The following is a 22,064-nucleotide window of genomic DNA, read 5'->3' as shown; positions in this document are numbered from 1 at the left end:
GCCGCGCCTGGTGGCACCGCGCGGGGCGGGGTGCGGTGGCTGGCGCCGGTTCCAGCGGGGTGGTTGCGCTGGCGTGCGGGCCGTCGCCTTGCGAGCCCGTGTCACCGCGCTGCTGCCGTGACCGCCGCGCCGCTCCCGCGTCAGAGTCCTACTTGAGGCCCTTGGCCGTGCACTCCGCGCACGTGCCGAAGATCTCGACGGTGTGGCTGACCTCGGAGAAGCCGTTCTCGGCCGCCACCCGGTCCGCCCACTTCTCGACGGCGGGACCCTCCACCTCGACCGTGCGGCCGCAGTGGCGGCACACGAGGTGATGGTGGTGGTGCGCCGAGCAACGACGGTAGATCGCCTCGCCGGAGTCGGTGCGCAGGACGTCGACCTGGCCGGCGTCCGCGAGGGACTGGAGTGTGCGGTAGACCGTGGTCAGGCCGATGCCCTCGCCGCGGCGGCGCAGTTCCTCGTGCAGTTCCTGGGCGCTGCGGAAGTCGTCGAGCTGGTCGAGCAGGTTCGACACCGCGGTGCGCTGCTTGGTGGACCTCAGTCCGGTCACAACTTCTCCTCGACGTGCGTCACAGCGTCCACCACGATGTGCGCCAGGTGTTCGTCTACCAGTCGGTACACGACCTCGCGGCCGTGTCTTTCGCCGTGCACCACGCCCGCCGACTTCAGCACGCGCAGGTGCTGGCTGATCAGCGGCTGGGCGACTCCCAGTGCCTCGACCAGTTCGTGCACGCAGCGGTCGTGTTCCCGCAGTTGCAGCACGATGGCGATGCGGACCGGGGCGGCCAGCGCGCGCAGCAGGTCGCCGGCCTCGGCGAGGGTGTGCGCGGAACGGGGTGGCGCGGGCGCGGGGGCCGCGCGTTCGGGGGAGTGCTCGCCGTGCAGCTGGACGGTCATGGCGGCGCACCTCACCTGGTAGGGATTTTCACAACCAATTCTACGGTGATGATGAGCAGTACGAGCAGGACCACCACGCGCAATGTGCGGTGAGCTGGGGAAAGAACCTTCCAGGTGGCTGCCAGCAACACGCCGGCGCCCACGATCAGCACACCGAGCAGCACCGCGCCGAGGGTGCCGCCCACCAACACGCCGGTGATGAACAGACCGAGCACGAGCACGAACGCCACGACGGGGCGGACGCGCGCGAGTGGGCCGTCGCCGGGCAGGAGAGGGCGCTTGGAGGTCACCGTGCCATCCTTGCACCGTGCTGCTGGTGTGCCGCTTCCGCGTATCCGATCCCGAGTCGTTCACCTCGCGCGTCGAGCAGGCGTTGAAGCTGCTGACGGCTCAGCCGGGGTGCCGCGGGGGCACGCTGGCGCGGTCGACCGACGAGGACGACCGCTGGGTGCTGACCGTCGAGTTCGAGTCCGTGGTGGCCTACCGGCGCGCGATGTCGCCGTTCCCCGTGCGCGAACACGTCATCCCGCTGCTGTCCGAGGCCCTGACCGACGAGCCCGCCATGTACGAGCCGAAGCTGACCAGTGCGGCCGGTGAGGTCGAGACGCACACGAGCGTGCTCGCCGAGGACGCGTTCACGGTGCGGCTCGGCGAGGCTGCGGGTCCGGCTACTCCTCGCTAGCGATCTTCGTCATCTCCGCGAGGAACTCCTCGTCCGATCCGTCCGGCAGCAGCTCCAACGCCCTGCGCGCGGCCTGCGCGGCTTCGGCGGTGCGGCCGAGGATGTGCAGCGTCTTGGCCTTGCCGTACGCCGCGTACGGAGCGGGGGTCTGGTCGAACGCCGTCAGTGCGTCCTCGTAGCGCTCGTGCTCGAAGTAGTACCAGCCGAGGTTGTTGTGGAGCGGCCCGAGCCAGTGCGTCAGGTTCGGGTGCTCCGCGATCACGTCGAGCCCGACCTGCGTCCACTTCTCCGGGTCGTCGACCAGGGCCACCATGTGCGCGGCGTCCGCGGCGAACCACAGGTCGCCGCGCTTCTTCGCGAGGACGAACGCCGCCACGAACAACGGTTGCGCGGCCTCCGGATCACCGCCGGAACGGTGCAGCCTGCCGCGTTCCAGCAACGCGCGCACGCGGCCCGTCGAGTCGGGGGACACGAGCGTCTCCGCCTCGTCGATCAACGCGTGACCTGCGGCGAAGTTGTCGCGCAGACCCTCGACGCGGGCGAGTTGGGTCAGCACCTCCGCGCGCCCGTCGTCGGACGCCTCGTCGTTCAGCGCCGCACGGAGCCGCGCCTCGGTGCCGCCCAGGTCGGCGAAGTCCCACAGCTCTCGCAGCCGGTCTTCCATCCGTGCAGGGTAAGGCTCCGGTCGCCCGTTCGGGGCGTGACGTGACGGGCTAGGCTTGAGCCCCCGATTCTCATTCGCCCGATGGAGTTCCCCTTGCCCGCCGATCGCATCGAGACCGTTGTCAGCCTCTGCAAGCGCAGGGGGTTCGTCTACCCGTGCGGGGAGATCTACGGCGGTACCCGCTCGGCATGGGACTACGGACCTCTCGGCGTGGAGCTCAAGGACAACATCAAGCGTCAGTGGTGGAACTTCATGGTCCGCGGCCGCGAGGACGTCGTGGGCCTGGACTCGTCGGTGATCCTGCCGCGTGACGTGTGGGTCGCCTCCGGTCACGTCGAGGCGTTCGTCGACCCGCTCGTCGAGTGCGAGTCGTGCCACAAGCGGTTCCGCGCGGACACGCTGTCCGAGGAGTACGCGGAGCGCACCGGCAAGGAGGTCGCCGAGGGCGACGTCTCCGACGTGCCGTGCCCCAACTGCGGCGTGCGCGGCACCTACACCGAGCCGAAGATGTTCAACGGGCTCCTGAAGACGCACCTCGGTCCGATCGAGACCGAGGAGGGCCTGCACTACCTGCGCCCCGAGACCGCGCAGGGCATCTTCACGAACTTCCTGAACGTGCAGACGACGTCGCGCAAGAAGCCGCCGTTCGGCATCGGTCAGATCGGCAAGTCGTTCCGCAACGAGATCACGCCGGGCAACTTCATCTTCCGCACCCGCGAGTTCGAGCAGATGGAGATGGAGTTCTTCGTCGAGCCGGGCACGGACGAAGAGTGGCACCAGTACTGGATCGACGAGCGCACCCGCTGGTACACGGACCTGGGCATCTCCAAGGAGAACCTGCGTCACTACGAGCACCCGAAGGAAAAGCTGTCGCACTACTCGAAGCGCACCGTCGACGTCGAGTACCGCTTCCAGTTCGGCGGCCAGGAGTGGGGTGAGCTCGAGGGCATCGCGAACCGCACCGACTTCGACCTGACGACGCACTCGAACCACTCGGGCGTCGACCTGTCGTACTTCGACCAGGCCACGAACTCGCGCTTCAAGCCGTTCGTCATCGAACCCGCCGCCGGTGTCGGCCGCCCGATGATGGCGTTCCTGCTGGAGGCCTACTCCGAGGACGAGGCCCCGAACGCCAAGGGCGGCGTGGACAAGCGCGTCGTGCTGAAGCTCGACCGCCGTCTCGCGCCGGTCAAGGTCGCCGTGCTTCCGTTGTCGCGCAACGCCGACCTGTCGCCCAAGGCCCGCGACCTCGCGACGGCCCTGCGCCGCAACTGGAACGTCGACTTCGACGACGCCGGAGCCATCGGCCGCCGCTACCGCCGTCAGGACGAGATCGGCACGCCGTTCTGCGTGACGATCGACTTCGACACGCTCACCGACCTCGCCGTGACGGTGCGGGAGCGCGACACGATGTCGCAGGAGCGCGTGGCGATGGACCAGCTGGAGTCGTACCTCGCCGCACGCCTGATCGGCTGCTAGTCAGGCCGCTCAGTTCGGGAGAGCAGTGGCCGAGGCCGGCAAATGATGATCATCGGTCAAGGGCCGGTACCGGCGTGGGTGTGGGTGTCCGCGCCGCGCGTCGAGCGGATCAGGACGCGGCTGGCGCTGACGGGCCTGCCGCTCATCGGCTTGGCGCTGGTGTTCGGTGTCGCGCTGGTCGTGATCGGGCTGAACCTGCCGTCCTCCCACAGCCCGATCAACGTGATCGGCGTGATGACGGCCGGGATCGGCGCGTTCTGCGGGATCTTGTCCGGCGTGAGTCTCGTGACGGCTCGGTCGTGCGCTCGAGGTGAGTTCGTCGACGTGAACGGGGCTCGGCTGGTCCGCCGCCTTCTCGGGGCGTGGTGGGGCGGCGCGATCTTCTGCGTGCTGGTCGCCTGGTTCGCCGAGGTGATGGCGCTGAACGTGACGACTCGGCCGGTTCCCCTCACGGTCGGGTCGGCGGTGTACCTCGCGGTGCTGGGCCTGCTCGTCGTGCTGGGCGGCGTCGCGTTCTTCACCGCGCGCAAGGTGTTGCGGGTCGGCTGAGGCAACAATCCCGGGCGCTCTCGCGTGTAGAGAGGCGTGACGGGGGAACAGATCAGGAGGCGCGGCCTGGTGCAGGCCGCGGTGGGTGTGGCGCTGGTCGCCTGGGTGGTGGTGTCCTCGGCGCTGGCCGACGTCGGGAACCCGCAGGTCCTCCTGGGCGCCGCGGTGAGTGGCGGGCTGGTGTGCCTGTGCGCGGTGGCGGGCGGAGTGGTGGCCACGCGAATCACCGACGAGGCATCGGCCGCTCGCCTGCGGCACGTGTTCGTCGTGCTCGAAGGGGCCGCGCTGTCGCTCCTCTTCCCGTTCTACTGGTTCGGGCTCGGCCTCGAGCCGGCGGGCGGGTCCGGATACTTCCTCGTGGGATTCGTGTTCGTGATCGTGCTCGCGATCCCGGTGGTCACCGCGCTGGCGCTCGTGGTGCTGGGCAGCCGTGCCGTGCACATGATCGTCGTCGATGCCTTCGGGCCGATCGTGCCGGACTCCGGGGCCGAGGCGCCCGCCCAGCGGATCAGGGTGCTCGGCACAGTGCTCGTCACGGCGGGTGTCGCGTTGTCGGCCGGGGTGCTGGCGGTGGCGTTCACGGCACCGCCGCTCTGGCTGGTGCTGGAACTCCCCGGCCTGCTGGTGACCCTCACGCCGGTGCTGCTCGGCGTGTTGCTGGTGCGCGTGCAGGACGTCTACGCGGCTCGGCGGAGGAACGTCGCCGCGTACCTCGTCCTCCCCGGCGCCTGCGGGTACGCGGTGGCCAAGGCCGGGTCCATCGGTGGCGCTTCGGGGATGCTGGTCGGCGGGTTGATCTTCGGCGCGGTCGTGCTCCTGGTGATCGCGCTTCTCGTGGTGCGCGAGTTCACCGGAATGTGGGACCGGCCGTGGCAGGAGACCCGGCGGGTCAGCCGTTGACGCCGAGTTTCGCGAGGACGGCCGTGGTGACCGCGTTGATCGACTGCCTGGCCGTGGTCCAGGAACCGGTCGGGTTCGTGGTGAGCACCGCGACGGCGTAGCGGTCGTCGAGCACGCCCGCGCTGTGCAGGTAGACCTCGCTCGGCAGGTAGTACATCCAGCCCTGCTTGGCGTAGGCGCCGGTGACCCCGAGCAGCCCGAACGCCTGGTCGAAGCCGTCGGCGGCGGTGGCGGGCGCCTTCGACAGCGCGCCGACGATCGCGTCGCGCTCCGGTGAGCCGAGGATGTGCTGGTAGAGCCGCACCATGTCGTTCGCGGTGATGACGACCTCTCCCCACTGCGAAGGATCGTCCGGGGCGTGAGTGCCGGTCAGGCCCGCTTCGGCGGCGACGCGGCCGATGGCGTCCATGCCGTCGAACCTCGTCCACAGCACGTCCATCGCGTTGTCGTCGCTCGCGCTCAGCGCGCGGTCGATGAGGTCGGTGTCGCCTGCCGACAGCTGCTGGTGCAACGCGTCGAACGCGAGGATGAGCTTCGCCAGCGACGCCGAGTAGAACGGCTTGTCGCCCTGCTCGGAGACGACCTGGTTCGTCTGGAGGTCCAGCACCGCGACGCCGACGTCGGACGAGCCACCCGCGGCCGCGACATCCGAAATGTCAGCGGCTGATATATCGGATATCGCCGACGACGACGAGCCCGTATCCGATATATCGGCGTCGCCGGGATCCAGTGAGCCGTCACCGGTATCCAATACATCAGGACCACGCGATATATCAGCCGACGGCTTGCCGTGCGCGTGGCACGGCGCCGCCTCCGGGACGACGAACACGGCCGCCACGAGGAAGAGGATCAGAGCCCAGCGCACACTTCCAAGGTCCGTCTCACAGGAGCCTGGTGTCGAGCTTTTCCTCCTGTGCGGTTGCTGAAGAATCCTCCCTGACCACCACGTATGCGCCGGAACCCTGCCGTTCCGTCACCGCCTCGACGAGCTCGGTGCCCCGGTAGAGCAGGCCGACGCCGTCGTCGGTGCAGTGCGTCGTCGGCAGCACCCCGGCGGCCACCGCGTTGTGGATCTTCGGACGCCGCTGCTCCTCGGAGTCGTAGTGCACGCCGTTGCCGTAGGGCAGGAAGCCCAGGCCGTTCGTGACGATCCGGAGGTCCGGGCCGAACGAGTCCGTCGCGCCGCCCGTGTGCCAGCAGATCGAGCCCGCCGACACGCCGCTGAGCACCACGCCGGCCTCCCACGCCTTGCGGAAGACCGCGCCGAGGCCGTGCACCTCCCAGACCGCGAGCAGATTCGCCACCGAACCGCCGCCCACCCAGACGACGTCGTGGGACAGCACGTAGTCCTCGAGGTCGTCGGTCGGCGGCATCGTGAAGAGGTTCAGGATCGACACGTCGACGCCCGCGACCTTGCCCGCCTCGGCCATGTTCGCGTTCATGTTCCGCTGATCGCCGCCCGCGGTGCCGACGTGGCACAGGCGCGGTGTGCGGCCGTCGACGCCGGAGAGGTCGAGGGCGAAGTGGATCAGCTTGTTGAACTCGACGACGGTCCGGCGTCCGGAGCGCAGACCTCCGGACGTGGCGAGGATGGTGGGCTGCTCAGCAGGCATGACGATGATCCTCGCAGGGGCGTCAACGCGGCACCCGCCCGGTCTGGGAGCATGCATGGTGTGCGGACCACGCCCCTCAAGCCCCTCGCCCGGATTCGCCGGATCGTGTTGCGCCTCGTCTTCGGAGCGCTGGTCATCGGCGTGCTCGTGGGCGGCGGCACGGCGTTCCGCGTCTGGCAGGTCGCCCGCGTCGACGACTGGACGAAGGCCGACATGGCGATCGTCCTCGGTGCCGCGCAGTACAACGGCGTCCCGTCCGACGTGCTCGCGGCACGCCTGGAGCACGCGCTCGGCCTCTACCAGGAGGGCGTCGTCGGCTACATCGCCACGACCGGTGGCCGGCAGCCCGGTGACAACTTCACCGAGGGCCAGGTCGGCAAGTTGTGGCTGGTCAAGCGCGGTGTGCCGGAGGACAGGGTGCTCCAGGTCGGCGAGGGCGCGGACACGCTCGGGTCGTTGCGGGCCGTCGCGTCCGTCGCCAAGGAACGCGACCTGAAGACCGCTGTGATCGTCAGCGACCCGTGGCACTCGCTGCGCGCCCGCACGATGGCCGAGGACGCCGGTCTGCACGCCTGGACGTCGCCGACCCGCAGCGGTCCGAACGTGCAGACGCGCGAGACGCAGTGGTTCTACATCAAGCGCGAGACCGGAGCGTTGCTGTACTACCGCCTGATGAAGGCTCACGCGGGCGTGTTCGACGAGCTCAAGCTCCCTAAAATCGGCTGATGGGATACACCGGCCACGACGCGGAGCGCCTGCTCTCCGAAGACCCCAAGAGCGCCGCGCTGCCGGGCGCCCGCACCGACACGCGCACGCCGTTCTCCCGTGACCGTGCCCGCGTGCTGCACTCCGCGGCGTTGCGCAGGCTCGCCGGCAAGACCCAGGTCGTCGGCCCCGGTGAGGGCTCCGAGGTCACCGGTGTGCCGCGCACGCGCCTGACGCACTCGCTGGAGGTCGCGCAGATCGGCCGCGGCATCGGTGAGGAACTCGGCTGCGACCCCGACATCGTCGACACGGCCGGCCTCGCGCACGACATCGGGCATCCGCCGTTCGGGCACAACGGCGAGAGGGCGTTGAACGAACTCGCGGGTCCGTGCGGCGGGTTCGAGGGCAACGCGCAAACGTTCCGCATCCTCGCTCGCCTCGAACCCAAGACCGCGCACGGACTGAACCTCACACGTGCCGTGCTCGACGCGTCGACGAAGTACCCGTGGACGCGCACGCCGGGCATCGTGAAGTTCGGCGTGTACGACGACGACCTCGAAGTGTTCGAGTGGATGCGTGCGGGCGCACCGGACCGTGAGCGGTGCATCGAGGCGCAGGTGATGGACTGGTCCGACGACGTGGCGTACTCGGTGCACGACGTCGAGGACGGCGTGCTGGCCCACCGCATCAGCCTCGGTGCGCTCGCCCGTCCCGACGAACGGGGCGCCATCGCGTCGCTCGCCGCGAAGACGTTCTCCGACGAGTCCGTGGCCACGCTCGAAGCCACCGCCGAGGAACTGCTGAAACTGCCGGTGATCGAGTACTGGACCGACCGCGAGTACGACGGCTCGCTCGGCGCGCAGGTGGCGTTGAAGAACCTCACCAGCGAACTGGTCGGCCGCTTCGCCTCCGCCGCCGTCACCGCGACCCGCGCTGTACACGGCGACGGGTCGCTGACGAGGTACAACGCCGCGCTGGAGGTCCCGAAGCAGGTCGCGGCGGAGGTGGCGCTGCTCAAGGCGATGGCCGTCCGGTACGTGATGAGCGACCCGGCGCGCCTGGCCATGCAGGCGAAGCAGCGCGACCTGATCACCGATCTCGTCGCCCGCCTGATGGAGCGCCCGACGCTGCTCGACCCGGCGTTCCGCCCGGTGTTCGCGGCCGCTTCCTCTTACGCCGCAAGGCTTCGCGTCGTCATCGACCAGGTCGCGCTGCTCACCGACGCGCAGGCCGTGGCCTGGCACCGCGCATCGGCGTAGGTTCGAGGGGGTCCGTGCCGAAGTCCGATCCTCGGGGAGAATCTGTGACCGACCAGGCCGACTTCGCCCTCAACCTGCACCGCGTCGCCGTACCCGATCCGTCGTCGAACGCGTGCTGGTCGCCGTTCTCGGTGGCCAGCGCCCTCGCACTGGCCCGCGAAGCCGCCCGCGGCGAGACCCGCGCCGAACTCGACGGCCTGCTGCGGGACTTCGACGCCTCGGACGCCACGGACGTGCCCGAACTGGCCGTCGCGAACACGTTGTGGGCCGACGACGACCTGACGATCGACCCCGGCTTCTCGCTCGCCGGTTCGGTGCGGCGCACGGCGTTCTCCGACCCCGCGACGGTCCGCAAGCTCGTCAACACCGACGTCGCCGAGACCACCCGCGGCCTGATCCCCGAACTGCTGACGGACGCGCCGCCCGCGGACGCCGCCGCGATCATCGTGAACGCCCTGTACCTCAAGGTCGGCTGGCTGAACCCGTTCTCCGACTGGGAGACCGCCGCGAAACCTTTCCACGCGCCCGGCGGCGACGTGGACGTGCCGACGATGAAGGTGACCGAGAAGTTCCGCTACGCCCGCCACGACGGCTGGCAGACGATCGTGCTGCCCGCCGACTCGGGCGTCGAGACGCTGATCCTGCTGCCGGACGAGTCGCTGGACCAGCCGCTGAGCCCGTCCGTGCTCGCCGCGCAGAACTTCACCCGGCTCGAACTCTCACTGCCCAAAGTGGACGTACGGGCGAGGTTCAACCTCAAGAACACGTTGCGGCAGTTGGGGGTCGAGCGCATGTTCACGCGCGGCGCCGACTTCTCCGGCCTCTCACCGGACGAGCGGATGTTCGTCGACGACGTCGTGCACGAGGCCGTGCTGCGCCTGGACGAGCAGGGCCTCGAAGGCGCGGCGGCCACCGCCGTCACGTTCCGGACGGTGTCGATCGAGATCCCGGTGGACCCGATCGTGGTGACCGTCGACCGGCCGTTCCTGGTCGCGGTGCGGCACGCGCGGTCCGGCGCGATCTACTTCCTCGCGCAGGTCGCCCGTCCTTGACCGGTCAGACCACCTTCGCGCTGGACCTCCACCGCGTCGCCGTGCCCGATCCCGATGCCAACGCGTGCTGGTCGCAGTTCTCCGTCGCCTGCTGGTCGACGTGTTCGACCCGTTGGCCGCGCTCGGCCAGGACCGAGGGCTGGCAGACGATCGCGTTGCCCGCCGGGTCGGAGGTGGAGGCGCTGGTGCTGCTGCCGAACCAGTCTCTGGAGCAGCCGCTGCCGCCGTCCGCGTTCGACGTGCGTGACAGCACCGCCGTCGAGCTGTCACTGCCCAAAGTGGACGTTCGGGAGAAGTTCGAACCGCGGGACACGCTGGAGCGGCTCGGCGTGGGCACGATGTTCACTCCCGGAGCCGACCTCGGCGGGCTCTCGCCTGACCCGCTGTTCGTCAGCGCGGTGACCCACGAGGCCGTGCTGCGCCTCGACGAACAGGGCCTGGAAGGCGCTGCCGCGACCGCCGTGACCACTTTCGGGGTCCATTCGCCCTGATGACGAGCGTTTCGCACGGCGAGATCATGATCATGGCTTTACCGTTCCAGCATGACCCAGCACGGTGCCGGCGAGCAGCTCGTCGTGCTCGCCGCGGCGGGCGCCACCCAGATCACCTGCTTCAGCGGCGTCACCATTCCCGTCCTGCTCAGAACCGAGTGCTACGCGAAGGCGCTGGCCAGGGCGCTGGGCCTGGCGCCGACGCCGGAGCTGCAGCGCGACGGCGTGTTACCGCAGTGCGTGTTCTTCATCCACGAGTACGCGCTGCAGACCGTGGTCGGCGGCAACCGGCTGATGGAGGACCAGGTCCTGCACCTGCTGTTCCACGCGCCGTCGATCCGGATCGTGCCGGCCAGCGCGGGCGGGGCGGCAGCCGTCGGGCTCGACTACGCGCTCGTCCAGTACGAGCACGAGCCGCCGCTGGTCTACCTCGCGAACTGGACGCTCGCCAGTGACACCGCGACCGTGGAACGGGCCGTGGCCATTTTTCAGCGCATGCACGCCGTCGCTCTCGACAACGAGCGGTCGCGTGACGTGCTGATGGAGTACGTGGCCGTCTACGACCGCTAAGGGGTGTTGCGGCGCAGGAACAGCCGCATACCGTCCTCGCCCGGAAGCGCGCACAGCAGCAGTTTGACGTTCTGGTGCCGCACCGGAACCGCGCACGAGTCGCCTGCCAGCAATGTTCCCGCGAGCAGGCCGGCCGACTCGTGGTCGATGTCCAGCACGAAGTCGTTGCTCATGGATGGACCCTATGAGCTGGCCGCCTCGCAACCCAGTCACCCAAAGGTGTTGTCACGTTCCGGTGGACTGTCTCGTCCACAGGGAATGACGAGGATCAAGGGAATCACGAAGAAGGACGCGGGCCCGCTGCTCAAGGCCGTGTACTGGTTCGCGCGGCGTGAGTTCGGGGCGGTGCCGGAGCCCGTCACGGTGATGGCGCACCACCCGAAACTGCTGATGGCGAGCGGTCGCCACGAGCTGGCGGTCAAGAAGGCGATCCACGGGCCGTTGTTCGAGCTGTGCGTCTACCGGACGGCGGTGAAGCTCGGCTGCTCGTGGTGCGTGGACTTCGGCGCCATGCTGATGAAGCACGGAGGCCTCGACATCGAACGCCTCAAGCACATCGACGAGTACGCCACCTCACCGCTGTTCACCGACCTCGAACGCAAGGCGCTCGCCTACGCCGACGCGATGACCGACACGCCCGTCGCCGTCACCGACGAGCAGGTCGCGGAGCTGGAGAACTTGCTGGGGCGCAAGGAACTCATCGCGCTGACCTACCAGATCGCGCTCGAGAACCAGCGGGCCCGGTTCAACAGCGCGTTCGACATCAAGGACCAGGGCTTCACCAGTGGTGATGCCTGCCGCGTACCGACAAACTAGAGCGGTGGAGAAGATCGCCCTGACGGGTGCGCAGGAGACCATGCTCGCCACGCTGTACGGCAGGGCGCTCGACAGCGAGCGCCCCGCGTCCGTGCTGCACGACACCGAGGCCAAACGCGCCGTCGATCGCATCGACTACGACTTCGGCAAGACCGGGATGAACACGACGTCGGCGGTCGGCGTCGCCATCCGGGGGCGGGTGCTCGACGACTGGACCCGCGAGTTCCTCCGGCGCAATCCCTCCTGCACGGTCCTGCATCTGGCCTGTGGGCTGGACACTCGCGCGCATCGGATCGAACGGCCGGACACCGTGCGGTGGATCGACGTCGACATGCCGGACGTCGTCGCGTTGCGGCACAAGCTCTTGCCCACGCCCCAAGGCGACTACCGGCTGGTGGCGTCGTCGGTCACCGAGGACGCGTGGCTCGCCGAGGTGCCCGCCGACCGTCCGGTCGTCGCGGTGTTCGAGGGCCTCTCGATGTATCTCACGCAGGCGGAGGGCCATGCGCTGATCAGCCGGATCACCCACCGGTTCGCCGGTGGTGAGCTGCTGTTCGACGTGTACGGCTCGTGGGGAATCAAGCTGCAGAAGCTCGTGCCGGCCGTGCGCAACGCCGGCGCGGTGTTGCACTGGGGCGTCGACGATCCTCGCGAGATCGAGGCACTGCGTCCCGGACTGACCACAGTGGACGCCTGGCGCAGCGTGGACCTGCCGCACCTGGACGCGTTGCCCAGGTCCGGCAGGATCCAGATGAAGGTCGTCAGCGCGATCCCGAAGCTCCGCGACGTCGGGAAGCTGCTGCGACTGCGGTGGTAGTTCAGGAGTCGATGACGAAGTCGAACTTGGCGGTGTAGCGGTTGCCGACGAGCGGGCCGAGCTCGACCTCGCACTCGCGGTCGAGGTAGGCGTCGCGCCGGTTCAGGTAGGGCATGTTCATCCCGTACGCCCTGAGGTTGTCCGGGAAGAACAGCTGCGTGGTGAGGATCGGGCCGCCCCGCGCCTGCACCTTGACGTGGATGTGCGGGGTGCGGCCCGGGTAGTCCTTCGGCACGATCGTCTCCAGCACGTACGCGCCGGAGGCGTTGCTGAACTGGTGGCCGCGCATCTTGAACGTGGTGTTGTCGTACACACCCCGGTCGTCCGCCTGCCAGAAGTCCAGCAGTGCGTTGGGAATCGGCGCGCACTTCATCGTGTAGACGAACCCGGTGATGCTGAGCACGATCCCGGTGACGCCGGGGGTGCGCAGGTTCGTGCGCTGCGGGGAGTTCCGCTTGAAGTAGGGACCTTCGATGTTCGACGGGGTGTCGTCGTCATCGACGCAGGTCGGGGTCAGGGGGAGAGGCGCGCTGCGCGCCGTGGTGGTGCCGGCGGCGGTCAGTGCGACCACAGCGGCCGCACCGGTCGCCAGGAACGCCCGGCGTGAGGGGTTGTCATGTTCGGGCATGTTCGAACTCCGGTGGTTGCAACCCGCGGCAGGGGGCTTGGGCTGGACCAGCGGACAGGACGTTAGCGACGAAACGATCCCGGCTCCAGTTACGGTCCAGACCAAAACCCGTCAGAACGCGACGTGGGTGAGCTTGTCCGGGTTCGCGATGTCGTAGACGGCCACGACCTTGCCCTCGTGCACGGTGAACAACGTCACGCGCGCCGTCACGTCGCCGTACGCCGGCATGGTGAAGCCGAGCTCACCGTTGACGAACACCGGCCGGTGCTCCTCCGGGAAGCCGTACTTGCGGATGAGACCGAGGAAGAAGCGCGCCACCTTGTCCGCGCCGGTGACCGTCTGGACCGCGGTGCGCACCTTGCCGCCGCCGTCGCCGATCATCACCGCGTCCGGGTGCAGCAGGGCGAGCACGGCGTCGAGGTCCCCGTTCGCCATGGCCCGCAGGAACTTCTCCAGCACCTCCTGCTGCTCGGCCAGCGCCGCGCGGGGCGGCGGTTCGGCGTCCGCGACGGCCTTGCGGGCACGGGACGCGTGCTGGCGCGCGGAGGCCTCCGAGACCTGCAGCACCTCGGCGATCTCGGTGAACGGCAACGAGAACGCGTCGTGCAGCACGAACGCCACGCGCTGGTCCGGGGTGAGCCGGTCGAGCACCACCAGCGCCGCCATCCGCACGCCGTCGGAACGCACCACGCTCTCCAGCGGGTCGTCCTGCTCACCGGTCGTGAGCAACGGCTCCGGCAGCCACGAGCCGACGTACGTCTCGCGGCGCACGGCGGCCGAGCGCAACCGGTCGAGGCAGATGCGGCTCACCACGGTCGTGAGCCACCCACGGGCGTCTTTCACGCCGTCGGCCTTCGCGAACCGGGGCCACGCCTCCTGCACGGCGTCCTCGGCGTCGGCGAGACTGCCGGTCAGCCGGTAGGCGACGCCGATGAGGTGCGTCCGGTGGAGTCCGAAGACGTCAGCGGTGGTCACGCTTGGCAGTTTGCCAGGGCATTAGACTCAGAGACGTGGCAGGACGCATCAGGGAAAGCGACATCGCATTGGTGCGTGAGCGCAGCCGGATCGACGAGGTCGTCGGTGACCAGGTTTCGCTGAAGCGGGCGGGCGGGGGCGCGCTCAAGGGATTGTGCCCGTTCCACGACGAGAAGACGCCGTCGTTCAACGTGCGCCCGTCGCACGGCACGTTCCACTGCTTCGGCTGCGGCGAGGGCGGCGACGTGATCGCCTTCGTGATGAAGGTCGAGCACCTGTCGTTCGTGGAGTCCGTCGAGCGGCTCGCGGACCGTGCGGGCATCCACCTCACCTATGAGGGCGGCGGCGCGACGATCCAGCGCGACCGGGGCACGCGCGGCAGGCTCATCGAGGCGCACAAGGTGGCCGCCGAGTACTACGCGGAGCAGCTCGCGACGCCCGACGCGCAGCAGGCGCGGGAGTTCCTGGCCGAGCGCGGGTTCGACGAGGCCGCCGCCCGCCAGTTCGGCTGCGGTTTCGCGCCCGGCGGCTGGGACAAGCTCACCAAACACCTGCTGGGGCGTGGGTTCGAGCTCCAGGAACTGATCAAGTCACAGCTCGTCAAGGAGGGCAAGCAGGGGCCGATCGACCGGTTCCACCGGCGGCTGCTGTGGCCCATCAAGGAGATCAGCGGCGACGTCGTCGGGTTCGGCGCGCGGCGGATCTTCGACGACGACCCGATCCAGGCGAAGTACCTCAACACCAGCGAGTCGATGATCTACAAGAAGTCGCAGGTGCTGTTCGGGCTCGACCAGGCCAAGCGCGAGATCGCCAAGCGCAAGCAGGCGGTCATCGTCGAGGGCTACACCGACGTGATGGCGATGCACCTGGCCGGCGTGCCGACGGCGGTCGCCTCCTGCGGCACGGCGTTCGGCACGGACCACATGAACGTGCTGCGCAGGCTGCTGATCGACGACGACGTGAACGGCGAGGTCATCTTCACCTTCGACGGTGACGAGGCCGGCCAGAAGGCCGCGCTCAAGGCGTTCGAGGGGGAGCAGCACTTCTCCGCGCAGACCTACATCGCGGTCGCGCCGGACGGCATGGACCCGTGCGAACTGCGGCAGGCCAAGGGCGACGTGGCCGTGCGCGACCTGGTGGCGCGGCGCATCCCGCTGATCGAGTTCGCGATCAAGGCCCAGCTCAAGGCGTACGACCTCGACTCGGTGGACGGCCGCGTCGAGGCTTTGAAGAAGATGGTGCCGTTCGTCGGGCAGATCAAGGACAGGGCCAAGCGCGACGGGTACGCGACGCGTCTGGCCTGGTGGGTGGGCTGGGACGACGAGGCGATGGTCGTGCGCCGGGTCCGTCAGGTCTCCAGCGGCAAGACGCCGGTCGCGACCCCTCAACGGGCCGATCCGAACCAGATCGCGCTGAGCGTGGAGGTCGACGGCCCGGCCCGGCCGAACCCGCGCGACCCGAGGCTGATCTTCGAGCGGGAGGTGCTCAAGATCGCGCTGCGGCTGCCCGAGTACGCGGGGCCGCTGTACGACTCGCTGCCGGACGAGTCCTTCACGGACCCGGCGTACGTGGCGCTGCACCGGGCCATCCGCGAGGCCGGCGGCGCCTCCTGCGGGCTGGAGGGCTCCGCGTACCTGGACGCGATCTCGCAGTCGTGCTCGCACGCGTCGGTGCGGTCGGTGATGACCGAACTCGCCGTGGAACCGTTGGCGGTCAAGCAGAACGACGAGTTCCGCTACGTGTCGATGGTGATCGCGCGGCTGCAGGAGGTGCAGGTCGGCAAGCAGGTCGAGGACGTGAAGTCGCGCCTGCGACGGCTGTCCCCGATCAAGGACGCCGACGAGTACCGGGCGCTGTGGGGAGACCTGGTGGCGATGGAGGAGTACCGCAAGGCGCTCCTGCAGCAGAGTGCTGGAGTGCTGTAGTGGGGTTGTTCCGACGGGTGTTCGGCGATGGCGCGCCGGACGGGTTCACCGGTGTGCTGGAGCGCGACGAGACCGTGATCGCGCACGCGCCTGTGCAGACCGGCGGTCACCTGGTGGCGACGTCGCTCGGGCTGTGGGTGCCAGGCGAGTCGCCGCGGCGGATCGGCTGGCACCTGATCAGCAAGGTGAAGTGGGAGGGCGCGCTGCGGGTGGTCGAGGCCGTCGAGGCCTCCACCGAGGGCGCCGTGGTGTTGCTGGAAGACCTTCCCGCGCAACGGTTCGCGCTGGACGACCCGCGCCGGGTGCTGCGGGCGATCAGCCAGCGCGTCGAGGGGTCGATCCGGGTGCGGGAACGCGTCGAGTCGCCCGGCGTGTGGATTCTGCAGCGCAAGATCCCCGGCCGTGACGGCGTTGTGTGGCAGGCGCGCGGGGATGCGGGCGTGGATCTCGCTGACGTGCGCTCGGCCGTGGCGGTGTTCGCCGAGGGGCTGGCACGCTAGCAGTACGCGTGTACTGTTAGTCGTATGTGGGATCCGGCGCAGTATCTGGCCTTCGCCGATCACCGTGCGAGGCCGTTCTACGAACTTGTGGCGCGCGTGCGGGCTTCGGAGCCTCGCCGCGTGGTGGACGTGGGCTGCGGGCCCGGCAATCTGACCGCGTCGCTGTCCTCGCGGTGGCCTTCGGCCGTGGTCGAGGCGTTCGACTCGTCGCCGGAGATGGTCGAGGCGGCGCGGGCGGCCGGCGTCGATGCCCGCGTGGACGACGTGACGACGTGGGAACCGTTGCCGGACACCGATGTCGTGGTGTCCAACGCGGTCCTGCAATGGGTCGCGTCACATCCCACGATCGTGTCCAAGTGGATCGCGGCGCTGCCGTCCGGCGCGTGGCTCGCGTTCCAGGTCCCCGGCAACTACGCGGACCCTTCGCACCGCCTGATCCGTGAGGTGGCGGGGGAGGCGTTGGCGCACGTTTTCCGTGCGGAGAAACCGGTTCTGGACCCTGTGGACTACGCGGACCTGCTCGGTGACTGCGCTGTCGCGGACGTCTGGGAGACCACGTACGTGCAGCGGCTCACCGGACCGGACCCGGTGCTCGAATGGGTGACTGGCACGGCTTTGCGGCCGGTGCGCGCGGCACTGTCCTCAACGGACTGGGAGGCCTATGTCGCGGAACTGGCGCCGCGGCTGCGTGAGGCGTATCCCCAGCGAGCCGACGGCGCCACTTGGTTCCCGTTCAGGCGGATCTTCGCGGTAGCGCAGGTGTGAGTCCCGTCACGTTCGCGGCGTCACCGGAGGCGTGTAGGCCTTGCCGTTGGTCTCCTCCTCCTGGTGGCGCCACGGAGCCTTCTCCGCTGCCTTTCCGGCGGCGTCCGCGGCCTTTCCCGCAGCGTCCGCGGCCAGATCCTTGGCCTGAACTGCGGCTTCGAACGCCTTGTCCTTCGCCTGTGCCGCCGTCTTGCGCACCGTCGGGTTCGCGGTGAAGCGGTGCCAGAGGCGCACGATCTGGTCGTAACGCTCTCGTCCGGCCTTCGCGCCGAGCACGTAGCCGATCGCCGCGCCGACCAAGATGCCCTTCATGTGACGTCTCCTCTCGCATCGTGCCTGGTCAGAGTCTGTGTTGCGGCCAAGTGGGGGGTACCTGCAAAACCCCTTTCCAGGCTCATGTAGAGTTACCCACTGTCAGGAGGAACCAAGCCTGACGAGCTAGAACAACCGAACATTCCCCCATAGCTCAATTGGCAGAGCATGCGACTGTTAATCGCAGGGTTACTGGTTCGAGTCCAGTTGGGGGAGCTACCGCCTAGACCCTAGTCCACCGACTGGGGTCTTTCGCTTTGTGCGGGTTTGCTTCAGCTTGGGGTGCATGGCCCGCTACGCGAATCTTCGTCGCATCTCCTCGCTGGACCCGGTCGCGGACCACGAGGAGATCATGCGGATCTCGGCCGGCCTGGAGTTCCCGTGGGACTACCAGAAGTCGCTGGAGATGGCGCTGTTCCGCACGTACTGCGTCCCGACGATCTCGGGCCTGCTGGAACGCACCGGCGAGTTCGAACGGCGGCCGCAGAAGCGCTACGACGACACCGCGATCCTGATGGCCGAACTCGTCGAGCACGGCTACGACTCCCCGCGCGGACGTGAGGCGCTGCGCGTGGTCAACCGCCAGCACGGCCGTTACGACATCTCGAACGACGACATGCGCTACGTGCTGGCGACGTTCGTCTACGACCCGATCGACTGGCTCCAGCGCTACGGCTGGCGCCCGCTGACGCACAACGAACGGCTGGCGGGCTTCCACTTCTACCGCGCGGTCGGCACCCGCATGGGAATCCGGGACATCCCGGCCGGCTACGACGAGTTCCTGGCGTTCAAGACGGCCTACGAGCAGAAGCACTTCGTGTTCGCGCCGTCGAACCGCCGCATCGGCCAGTACACGCTCGACCTGTTCTGCTCGTGGTATCCGTCCGTGGCGCGTCCTGTGGTCGCACGAGCCGTGGTCGCGATGCTGGATCCGGCGATGGTCCGCGCGTTCGGCTTCACCGCCCCGCCTTCGTGGGTCGGCGCCGTAGGACGGCAGGCGTTGCGCCTGAGGGCTTTCGTGGTGCGTCAGATGCCGGTGCGGAAGGGTTTCAAGCTCACGAGCACCCCCAACCGCACCTATCCGGGCTACCCGCGCGGCTACCGGCCGTCGGACCTGGGCGCGACCTCCAGCACCGCCCGCTGACCGTTGAGCACGAAGCCCATCGCCTTCAGGAACTCGTTGCCGGGCTTGAAGTCGTCCAGCCGGACGTGCACGCGCGTGACTTCGGGAAAGCGTTCGGTGAGCGCCCGTGCCATCTCCCGTCCGATGCCCCACCGGCGCAGGTCCTTCGGCACCAGGAAGAACCTGATGTCGGCCTGGCCCGGCGCGGGGTGGTCCACCACGAGGTCCACGAACCCGATCATGCCCTGAGCCTGCGCGACCAGCAGGTGCTTCTGCTCGAACGCGGCACCCTCGGGCAACGCGTAGAAGAGACTTTGCACATCACCGGGTCCAGAAGGATGGCCCGTGGCAGCCTGGAACCAGTCGTCGCAGTCGGCGAACAGCGCCAGCACCCCGGGCTCGTCCGCCGGGGTGAAGTCGCGGAGGGTCAAACGCACGTGTCCAGCCTATGTGTCGCTCGCCACGGGGGTGCGCAAGGGCCGTTCGGCGTGATCGGTATCCTCCACGACGCAGCGTGAGCGGGGGGAAGTAGCTCAGTTGGTCAGAGCAGCGGACTCATAATCCGTCAGGTCGTGGGTTCGAGCCCCACCTTCCCCACTAGAACTACCAGTGCGACGGGGCTCCTCGAAGATCCAGGATTGATCGTCTGTCCATGTCGCCGTCCAGCAGTACTCGCGCCAACCCGGCCCACCGCACCCCGCGACTCGCTTAAGGTGCCGGAATGGCGGAGGACGGGTTCGTCGAAGTACGCGGGGCCAACCGGGGCAACAACGTGCTCCCGCACCTCTTCGCCGTGGCGTTGATGGTCACCGGACCGATCGTCTACGCGGCCAACGACGGTGGCACCGTCGGCATCGTGCTCACCGTGGTGATGCTGCCGCTGGGCATCGCCGTGTGGCGCGGTACCGAGCGCGCCAAGCGGCGGCTGCTGCGTCTGGACGCGGTGGGTCTGCCCGCGATCGCCGTGGTCCTGTCGGTGGAGCCGATCAGCGAGGACCCCACGGTCCGCGTCCGGCTCCTGATCAAGGGCCCGGACGTGCCCGAGTTCGTGATCGAGCACGACGCCAGATACGACCCCAGCCTGAAGCCGGGGAACAAGCTCGTCGCGTCGGTCGACCCCGACGACCACCGCGACTTCGAACTGGACTATTAGGGAAGGTCGTGGGTTCGCGCCCCACCTTCCCCACAAGATCTACTGCGCGCGCAGGCCGTCGACGTAGATCGACAGGAAGCGGCGCCACTCGCCGGGAGAATCGCGGATCACCTGGGCCATGGCCCTGGTCAGCGTGGCCATGTCCGTGATCGAGAAATCAGGACGCAGGCCGCCGCCGGCGATGGCGTGCATGATCAGGGTCTCGGCGTGGCCCGCGCCGCGGTGACAGGCTGAGACGACTTCCGGGGCGTTCGGGAGGTCGCGGGCCAGGATGTCGTTGAGTCCGCGGTCTTCTGCCTGCAGGGCGTAGAGGTCTTCGAGGTAGACGACGAACGCGTGCCACGGGTCCTGGTCCACCAGGGCCTTCTCGCCGATGACGTCCAGGGCGGCGAGGCGTTCCGGGAAGATCGCCGACACCAGGTCCTCGCGGGTCGGGAAGTGCTTGTAGAGCGTGCCGATGCTGACTTCCGCGCGGCGTGCGATGTGTTCCATGGGGACGTCGAGGCCGCGTTCCGCGAACAGCTGGGTGGCCGCTGCCAGCAGCTTCTCCCGGTTGCGTGCCGCGTCCGCACGCAGGGGCTTCGACGCGGTGACCATGGGCGGGATCCTACTCGTGGGTTAAGTCGAGGGTGCCCTCAAGTTTTGTGGTAGCGTCGGTCCGGTAAGTCGAGGGTTACCTCGAATTAGCGTTCGGAAGGACGAAACCCATGTCTCCCACCGCAGTTGTGCTCGGGGTCGGCCCTGGGCTCGGCATGTCCATCGCGCACCGGTTCGGTCGCGAGGGCTACGACGTGGTGCTGATCTCGCGCAGCGCCCAGCGGCACGAGAGCTACCTGGCTTCGCTTGCCGAGGCGGGGGTGAAAGCGCGGGCGTTCGCGGCCGACGTGCGTGATCGCGTACAGCTGTCGTCCACTTTGGACTCGATCGGGCCGGTCGACGTCGCCTACTACGGGCCGGGTGCGACCGACCTGAACGACATGCCCGGTGAGATCACGACGACCACGTCCGACGAGGCGCGTGCCGCCATGGATTGGCTCTACCCGGCGATCGACGTCACGCAGCACGTGCTGCCGGGCGTGGTCGAGCGCGGAGGCGGGCTGCTGTTCGCCGGCGGACTGAGTTCGGTGCTGCCGATGCCGGTGCTCGGTGCTCTCGCACTGTCGTCGGCCGCGCTGCGGAACTACGCGCTGACGCTCAACGCGGCGCTCGCGGACAAGGGCGCCTACGCGGGCACGCTCACCATCGGCGGCGTGGTCGAACGCGGCGACATCCACAAGCTGGTCGAGTCCAGGCCCGAGCAGTTCGGGGGTCTGGCCGGACACACGCTCGACCCGGACGACATCGCCGAGACCGCGTGGCAGATGTTCGTGAAGCGGGACCGCGCGGAGGAGGTGTTCAACGTTCTCTAGAGGTACGAACCGGGGGTGTGGCCGAGTGAGCGGCGGAAGACGTCGATGAACGCGCTCGCGGTCGCGAATCCGCACTGCAGAGCCACGGCGGTGACGGGCTGGCCCTCGGCCAGCAGGCGCAGGGCGTGGTAGAGCCGCAGCTGCGTGCGCCACTGGGGGAAGGTCATGCCCATCTCGTCGCGGAACAGCCTGGTGAGCGTCCTGCCGCTCGCGCCGGCCTCCCGTCCCAGCGCTTCGAGACCGCGTGCGTCCGAGGGGGCGGTCTCGAGTGTCGCGCAGACCGCCGCGAGCCTGGGGTCGTGGGCGGCGGGGACGCGCACGGGTTGTTCGGACGCGGTGGCGAGTTGGTCGAGCAGCACCGAGCGCATTCGTTTGCCCGCAGGGGTTTCTCGGTCGGTGAGCTCTGTGTAGGTGATCAGAAGTTCTCTCAGTAGTGGCGAGACTGCGAGAGCTGTCGGCTCGTGGAGCTTCAACGGATTCTGCGTGAGGCCGAGGAAGTGCAGCCGTGTGACGCCGTACGCGCGGTGCGAGTGCACGGCGCCGGACGGGATCCACAACGCACGGTGCACGGGCGCGATCCATCTCGACGTCTCGGTGTGCACGGCCACGACGCCGCGGCTGGCGTAGACGATCTGGTGTTCGTCGTGCCAGTGCGCGCTGACACCACTGGCGGCTGCCAGGTCGCGGCTCGTGGTCGGCGCCGCCGGCAGATGGCGAGAATTCGACATACATCGGCAGAATATCGGAATCGCGAACGTACCGGACGGGGCCACGATCGGTACG

Annotated in this window: 30 protein-coding genes and 2 tRNA genes; 19 read left to right on the top strand and 13 right to left on the bottom strand. The window is 68.8% G+C overall.

Going from position 1 to position 22,064, the window contains the following annotated elements; genetic code table 11:
* Positions 1 to 148 precede the first annotated feature (148 nt).
* From OG205_RS23320 to OG205_RS23310, 3 genes are read right to left on the bottom strand one after another with little or no spacing between them, the layout of a single operon-like run.
* The gene (locus tag OG205_RS23320; protein ID WP_090100492.1) at positions 149 to 547 is read right to left on the bottom strand and encodes a Fur family transcriptional regulator; all 399 of its coding nucleotides are present in this window, start codon (positions 545 to 547) and stop codon (positions 149 to 151) included.
* Positions 544 to 894, bottom strand: coding sequence for an ArsR/SmtB family transcription factor (locus OG205_RS23315; RefSeq protein WP_089950753.1), 351 nt, complete (start codon positions 892 to 894; stop codon positions 544 to 546). The genes OG205_RS23320 and OG205_RS23315 overlap by 4 nt, the downstream gene beginning before the upstream one ends.
* Before the next feature lie 11 nt (positions 895 to 905).
* Positions 906 to 1,184 carry a hypothetical protein gene (locus OG205_RS23310; RefSeq protein ID WP_330270226.1) on the bottom strand — a complete coding sequence of 93 codons (279 nt, stop codon included), beginning with the start codon at positions 1,182 to 1,184 and terminating at the stop codon, positions 906 to 908.
* Between the two features lie 17 nt (positions 1,185 to 1,201).
* On the opposite strand from OG205_RS23310, the gene OG205_RS23305 reads away from it, so the two are divergent.
* Complete coding sequence (locus OG205_RS23305; RefSeq protein WP_330270225.1) at positions 1,202 to 1,576, top strand: antibiotic biosynthesis monooxygenase family protein; 375 nt, start codon at positions 1,202 to 1,204, stop codon at positions 1,574 to 1,576.
* Here the strand turns inward: OG205_RS23305 and OG205_RS23300 are convergent.
* The gene (locus tag OG205_RS23300) at positions 1,563 to 2,240 is read right to left on the bottom strand and encodes a hypothetical protein (RefSeq protein WP_330270224.1); all 678 of its coding nucleotides are present in this window, start codon (positions 2,238 to 2,240) and stop codon (positions 1,563 to 1,565) included. The two genes, OG205_RS23305 and OG205_RS23300, sit on opposite strands and share 14 nt — an antisense overlap.
* 93 nt (positions 2,241 to 2,333) lie before the next feature.
* On the opposite strand from OG205_RS23300, the gene OG205_RS23295 reads away from it, so the two are divergent.
* The 3 genes from OG205_RS23295 to OG205_RS23285 are packed head-to-tail and all read left to right on the top strand — an operon-like array spanning position 2,334 to position 5,168.
* Positions 2,334 to 3,719: a glycine--tRNA ligase gene (locus OG205_RS23295; RefSeq protein WP_330278209.1), complete on the top strand. Its 1,386-nt coding sequence runs from the start codon at positions 2,334 to 2,336 to the stop codon at positions 3,717 to 3,719.
* A 42-nt stretch (positions 3,720 to 3,761) separates the two neighbouring features.
* Positions 3,762 to 4,268: a hypothetical protein gene (locus OG205_RS23290; protein ID WP_330270223.1), complete on the top strand. Its 507-nt coding sequence runs from the start codon at positions 3,762 to 3,764 to the stop codon at positions 4,266 to 4,268.
* A gap of 36 nt (positions 4,269 to 4,304) precedes the next feature.
* A complete protein-coding gene (locus OG205_RS23285) occupies positions 4,305 to 5,168 on the top strand; it encodes a hypothetical protein (RefSeq protein ID WP_330270222.1) in 864 nt (287 codons plus the stop codon).
* Here OG205_RS23285 and OG205_RS23280 read toward each other — a convergent pair.
* A complete protein-coding gene (locus tag OG205_RS23280; protein ID WP_330270221.1) occupies positions 5,158 to 6,033 on the bottom strand; it encodes a serine hydrolase in 876 nt (291 codons plus the stop codon). The two genes, OG205_RS23285 and OG205_RS23280, sit on opposite strands and share 11 nt — an antisense overlap.
* A gap of 16 nt (positions 6,034 to 6,049) precedes the next feature.
* Complete coding sequence (locus tag OG205_RS23275) at positions 6,050 to 6,781, bottom strand: peptidase E (protein WP_330270220.1); 732 nt, start codon at positions 6,779 to 6,781, stop codon at positions 6,050 to 6,052.
* A 60-nt stretch (positions 6,782 to 6,841) separates the two neighbouring features.
* On the opposite strand from OG205_RS23275, the gene OG205_RS23270 reads away from it, so the two are divergent.
* The 5 genes from OG205_RS23270 to OG205_RS23250 are packed head-to-tail and all read left to right on the top strand — an operon-like array spanning position 6,842 to position 10,858.
* Positions 6,842 to 7,507 carry a YdcF family protein gene (locus OG205_RS23270; protein ID WP_319978606.1) on the top strand — a complete coding sequence of 222 codons (666 nt, stop codon included), beginning with the start codon at positions 6,842 to 6,844 and terminating at the stop codon, positions 7,505 to 7,507.
* Positions 7,507 to 8,745 carry a deoxyguanosinetriphosphate triphosphohydrolase gene (locus tag OG205_RS23265; protein WP_330270219.1) on the top strand — a complete coding sequence of 413 codons (1,239 nt, stop codon included), beginning with the start codon at positions 7,507 to 7,509 and terminating at the stop codon, positions 8,743 to 8,745. Before OG205_RS23270 ends, OG205_RS23265 begins: the two co-directional genes overlap by 1 nt.
* 44 nt (positions 8,746 to 8,789) lie before the next feature.
* Positions 8,790 to 9,797 carry a serpin family protein gene (locus OG205_RS23260; RefSeq protein WP_330270218.1) on the top strand — a complete coding sequence of 336 codons (1,008 nt, stop codon included), beginning with the start codon at positions 8,790 to 8,792 and terminating at the stop codon, positions 9,795 to 9,797.
* A complete protein-coding gene (locus tag OG205_RS23255) occupies positions 9,794 to 10,288 on the top strand; it encodes a serpin family protein (RefSeq protein ID WP_330270217.1) in 495 nt (164 codons plus the stop codon). The genes OG205_RS23260 and OG205_RS23255 overlap by 4 nt, the downstream gene beginning before the upstream one ends.
* 51 nt (positions 10,289 to 10,339) lie before the next feature.
* The gene (locus OG205_RS23250; RefSeq protein WP_330270216.1) at positions 10,340 to 10,858 is read left to right on the top strand and encodes a Scr1 family TA system antitoxin-like transcriptional regulator; all 519 of its coding nucleotides are present in this window, start codon (positions 10,340 to 10,342) and stop codon (positions 10,856 to 10,858) included.
* On the opposite strand, the gene OG205_RS23245 is transcribed toward OG205_RS23250, so the two are convergent.
* The gene (locus tag OG205_RS23245; RefSeq protein ID WP_157512840.1) at positions 10,855 to 11,031 is read right to left on the bottom strand and encodes a hypothetical protein; all 177 of its coding nucleotides are present in this window, start codon (positions 11,029 to 11,031) and stop codon (positions 10,855 to 10,857) included. The genes OG205_RS23250 and OG205_RS23245 overlap by 4 nt on opposite strands.
* A gap of 85 nt (positions 11,032 to 11,116) precedes the next feature.
* Between OG205_RS23245 and OG205_RS23240 the strand changes: the two genes are divergently transcribed.
* On the top strand, positions 11,117 to 11,674 hold the full coding sequence (locus OG205_RS23240) for a carboxymuconolactone decarboxylase family protein (protein ID WP_319978601.1): 558 nt from the start codon (positions 11,117 to 11,119) through the stop codon (positions 11,672 to 11,674).
* Between the two features lie 4 nt (positions 11,675 to 11,678).
* Positions 11,679 to 12,491 (top strand): class I SAM-dependent methyltransferase, encoded by an 813-nt coding sequence (locus OG205_RS23235; protein ID WP_330270215.1) that lies wholly within the window; start codon positions 11,679 to 11,681, stop codon positions 12,489 to 12,491.
* Between the two features lies 1 nt (position 12,492).
* Here the strand turns inward: OG205_RS23235 and OG205_RS23230 are convergent, their stop codons facing one another.
* Complete coding sequence (locus OG205_RS23230) at positions 12,493 to 13,119, bottom strand: dioxygenase family protein (protein WP_330270214.1); 627 nt, start codon at positions 13,117 to 13,119, stop codon at positions 12,493 to 12,495.
* 111 nt (positions 13,120 to 13,230) lie between these two features.
* Positions 13,231 to 14,103, bottom strand: coding sequence for a sigma-70 family RNA polymerase sigma factor (locus OG205_RS23225; protein WP_442916834.1), 873 nt, complete (start codon positions 14,101 to 14,103; stop codon positions 13,231 to 13,233).
* 26 nt (positions 14,104 to 14,129) lie between these two features.
* On the opposite strand from OG205_RS23225, the gene dnaG reads away from it, so the two are divergent.
* The 3 genes from dnaG to OG205_RS23210 are packed head-to-tail and all read left to right on the top strand — an operon-like array spanning position 14,130 to position 17,284.
* Complete coding sequence (gene dnaG / locus OG205_RS23220) at positions 14,130 to 16,019, top strand: DNA primase (protein WP_330270212.1); 1,890 nt, start codon at positions 14,130 to 14,132, stop codon at positions 16,017 to 16,019.
* Positions 16,019 to 16,519 carry a hypothetical protein gene (locus OG205_RS23215; protein WP_330270211.1) on the top strand — a complete coding sequence of 167 codons (501 nt, stop codon included), beginning with the start codon at positions 16,019 to 16,021 and terminating at the stop codon, positions 16,517 to 16,519. Before dnaG ends, OG205_RS23215 begins: the two co-directional genes overlap by 1 nt.
* Before the next feature lie 24 nt (positions 16,520 to 16,543).
* On the top strand, positions 16,544 to 17,284 hold the full coding sequence (locus tag OG205_RS23210; RefSeq protein WP_330270210.1) for a trans-aconitate 2-methyltransferase: 741 nt from the start codon (positions 16,544 to 16,546) through the stop codon (positions 17,282 to 17,284).
* Positions 17,285 to 17,290: 6 nt separating this feature from the next.
* Here the strand turns inward: OG205_RS23210 and OG205_RS23205 are convergent, their stop codons facing one another.
* Positions 17,291 to 17,596: a hypothetical protein gene (locus OG205_RS23205; protein ID WP_330270209.1), complete on the bottom strand. Its 306-nt coding sequence runs from the start codon at positions 17,594 to 17,596 to the stop codon at positions 17,291 to 17,293.
* Positions 17,597 to 17,739: 143 nt separating this feature from the next.
* Between OG205_RS23205 and OG205_RS23200 the strand changes: the two genes are divergently transcribed.
* Both OG205_RS23200 and OG205_RS23195 read left to right on the top strand, forming a co-directional pair.
* A tRNA-Asn gene (locus tag OG205_RS23200) sits at positions 17,740 to 17,812 on the top strand.
* A 70-nt stretch (positions 17,813 to 17,882) separates the two neighbouring features.
* Positions 17,883 to 18,740: an oxygenase MpaB family protein gene (locus OG205_RS23195; protein WP_330270208.1), complete on the top strand. Its 858-nt coding sequence runs from the start codon at positions 17,883 to 17,885 to the stop codon at positions 18,738 to 18,740.
* On the opposite strand, the gene OG205_RS23190 is transcribed toward OG205_RS23195, so the two are convergent.
* Entirely contained in the window at positions 18,695 to 19,156 is a 462-nt protein-coding gene (locus OG205_RS23190; protein ID WP_330270207.1) for a GNAT family N-acetyltransferase, read from the bottom strand. The two genes, OG205_RS23195 and OG205_RS23190, sit on opposite strands and share 46 nt — an antisense overlap.
* 85 nt (positions 19,157 to 19,241) lie before the next feature.
* Between OG205_RS23190 and OG205_RS23185 the strand changes: the two genes are divergently transcribed.
* A tRNA-Ile gene (locus OG205_RS23185) sits at positions 19,242 to 19,316 on the top strand.
* A 124-nt stretch (positions 19,317 to 19,440) separates the two neighbouring features.
* Positions 19,441 to 19,872, top strand: coding sequence for a hypothetical protein (locus OG205_RS23180; RefSeq protein WP_330270206.1), 432 nt, complete (start codon positions 19,441 to 19,443; stop codon positions 19,870 to 19,872).
* A 39-nt stretch (positions 19,873 to 19,911) separates the two neighbouring features.
* Here the strand turns inward: OG205_RS23180 and OG205_RS23175 are convergent, their stop codons facing one another.
* Entirely contained in the window at positions 19,912 to 20,469 is a 558-nt protein-coding gene (locus tag OG205_RS23175; protein WP_330270205.1) for a TetR/AcrR family transcriptional regulator, read from the bottom strand.
* Between the two features lie 110 nt (positions 20,470 to 20,579).
* On the opposite strand from OG205_RS23175, the gene OG205_RS23170 reads away from it, so the two are divergent.
* Positions 20,580 to 21,281, top strand: coding sequence for an SDR family NAD(P)-dependent oxidoreductase (locus OG205_RS23170; RefSeq protein WP_330270204.1), 702 nt, complete (start codon positions 20,580 to 20,582; stop codon positions 21,279 to 21,281).
* Here the strand turns inward: OG205_RS23170 and OG205_RS23165 are convergent.
* Positions 21,278 to 22,009 (bottom strand): AraC family transcriptional regulator, encoded by a 732-nt coding sequence (locus tag OG205_RS23165; protein WP_330270203.1) that lies wholly within the window; start codon positions 22,007 to 22,009, stop codon positions 21,278 to 21,280. The two genes, OG205_RS23170 and OG205_RS23165, sit on opposite strands and share 4 nt — an antisense overlap.
* Positions 22,010 to 22,064: the final 55 nt, after the last annotated feature.

The organism is Lentzea sp. NBC_00516, assembly GCF_036346835.1.
GTDB lineage: Bacteria > Actinomycetota > Actinomycetes > Mycobacteriales > Pseudonocardiaceae > Lentzea > Lentzea sokolovensis.
This window is presented reverse-complemented; position numbering and strand designations above follow the sequence as displayed.

Bases quoted from the DNA above. Each gene is read 5' to 3' on its own strand.
- OG205_RS23175 (WP_330270205.1), bottom strand. From the start codon at position 20,469: ATGGTCACCGCGTCGAAGCCCCTGCGTGCGGACGCGGCACGCAACCGG.
- OG205_RS23245 (WP_157512840.1), bottom strand. From the start codon at position 11,031: ATGAGCAACGACTTCGTGCTGGACATCGACCACGAGTCGGCCGGCCTG.
- OG205_RS23170 (WP_330270204.1), top strand. From the start codon at position 20,580: ATGTCTCCCACCGCAGTTGTGCTCGGGGTCGGCCCTGGGCTCGGCATG.
- OG205_RS23275 (WP_330270220.1), bottom strand. From the start codon at position 6,781: ATGCCTGCTGAGCAGCCCACCATCCTCGCCACGTCCGGAGGTCTGCGC.
- OG205_RS23195 (WP_330270208.1), top strand. From the start codon at position 17,883: ATGGCCCGCTACGCGAATCTTCGTCGCATCTCCTCGCTGGACCCGGTC.
- OG205_RS23265 (WP_330270219.1), top strand. From the start codon at position 7,507: ATGGGATACACCGGCCACGACGCGGAGCGCCTGCTCTCCGAAGACCCC.
- OG205_RS23180 (WP_330270206.1), top strand. From the start codon at position 19,441: ATGGCGGAGGACGGGTTCGTCGAAGTACGCGGGGCCAACCGGGGCAAC.
- OG205_RS23240 (WP_319978601.1), top strand. From the start codon at position 11,117: ATGACGAGGATCAAGGGAATCACGAAGAAGGACGCGGGCCCGCTGCTC.
- OG205_RS23165 (WP_330270203.1), bottom strand. From the start codon at position 22,009: ATGTCGAATTCTCGCCATCTGCCGGCGGCGCCGACCACGAGCCGCGAC.
- OG205_RS23210 (WP_330270210.1), top strand. From the start codon at position 16,544: ATGTGGGATCCGGCGCAGTATCTGGCCTTCGCCGATCACCGTGCGAGG.
- OG205_RS23300 (WP_330270224.1), bottom strand. From the start codon at position 2,240: ATGGAAGACCGGCTGCGAGAGCTGTGGGACTTCGCCGACCTGGGCGGC.
- OG205_RS23315 (WP_089950753.1), bottom strand. From the start codon at position 894: ATGACCGTCCAGCTGCACGGCGAGCACTCCCCCGAACGCGCGGCCCCC.
- OG205_RS23205 (WP_330270209.1), bottom strand. From the start codon at position 17,596: ATGAAGGGCATCTTGGTCGGCGCGGCGATCGGCTACGTGCTCGGCGCG.
- OG205_RS23230 (WP_330270214.1), bottom strand. From the start codon at position 13,119: ATGCCCGAACATGACAACCCCTCACGCCGGGCGTTCCTGGCGACCGGT.
- OG205_RS23250 (WP_330270216.1), top strand. From the start codon at position 10,340: ATGACCCAGCACGGTGCCGGCGAGCAGCTCGTCGTGCTCGCCGCGGCG.
- OG205_RS23290 (WP_330270223.1), top strand. From the start codon at position 3,762: ATGATGATCATCGGTCAAGGGCCGGTACCGGCGTGGGTGTGGGTGTCC.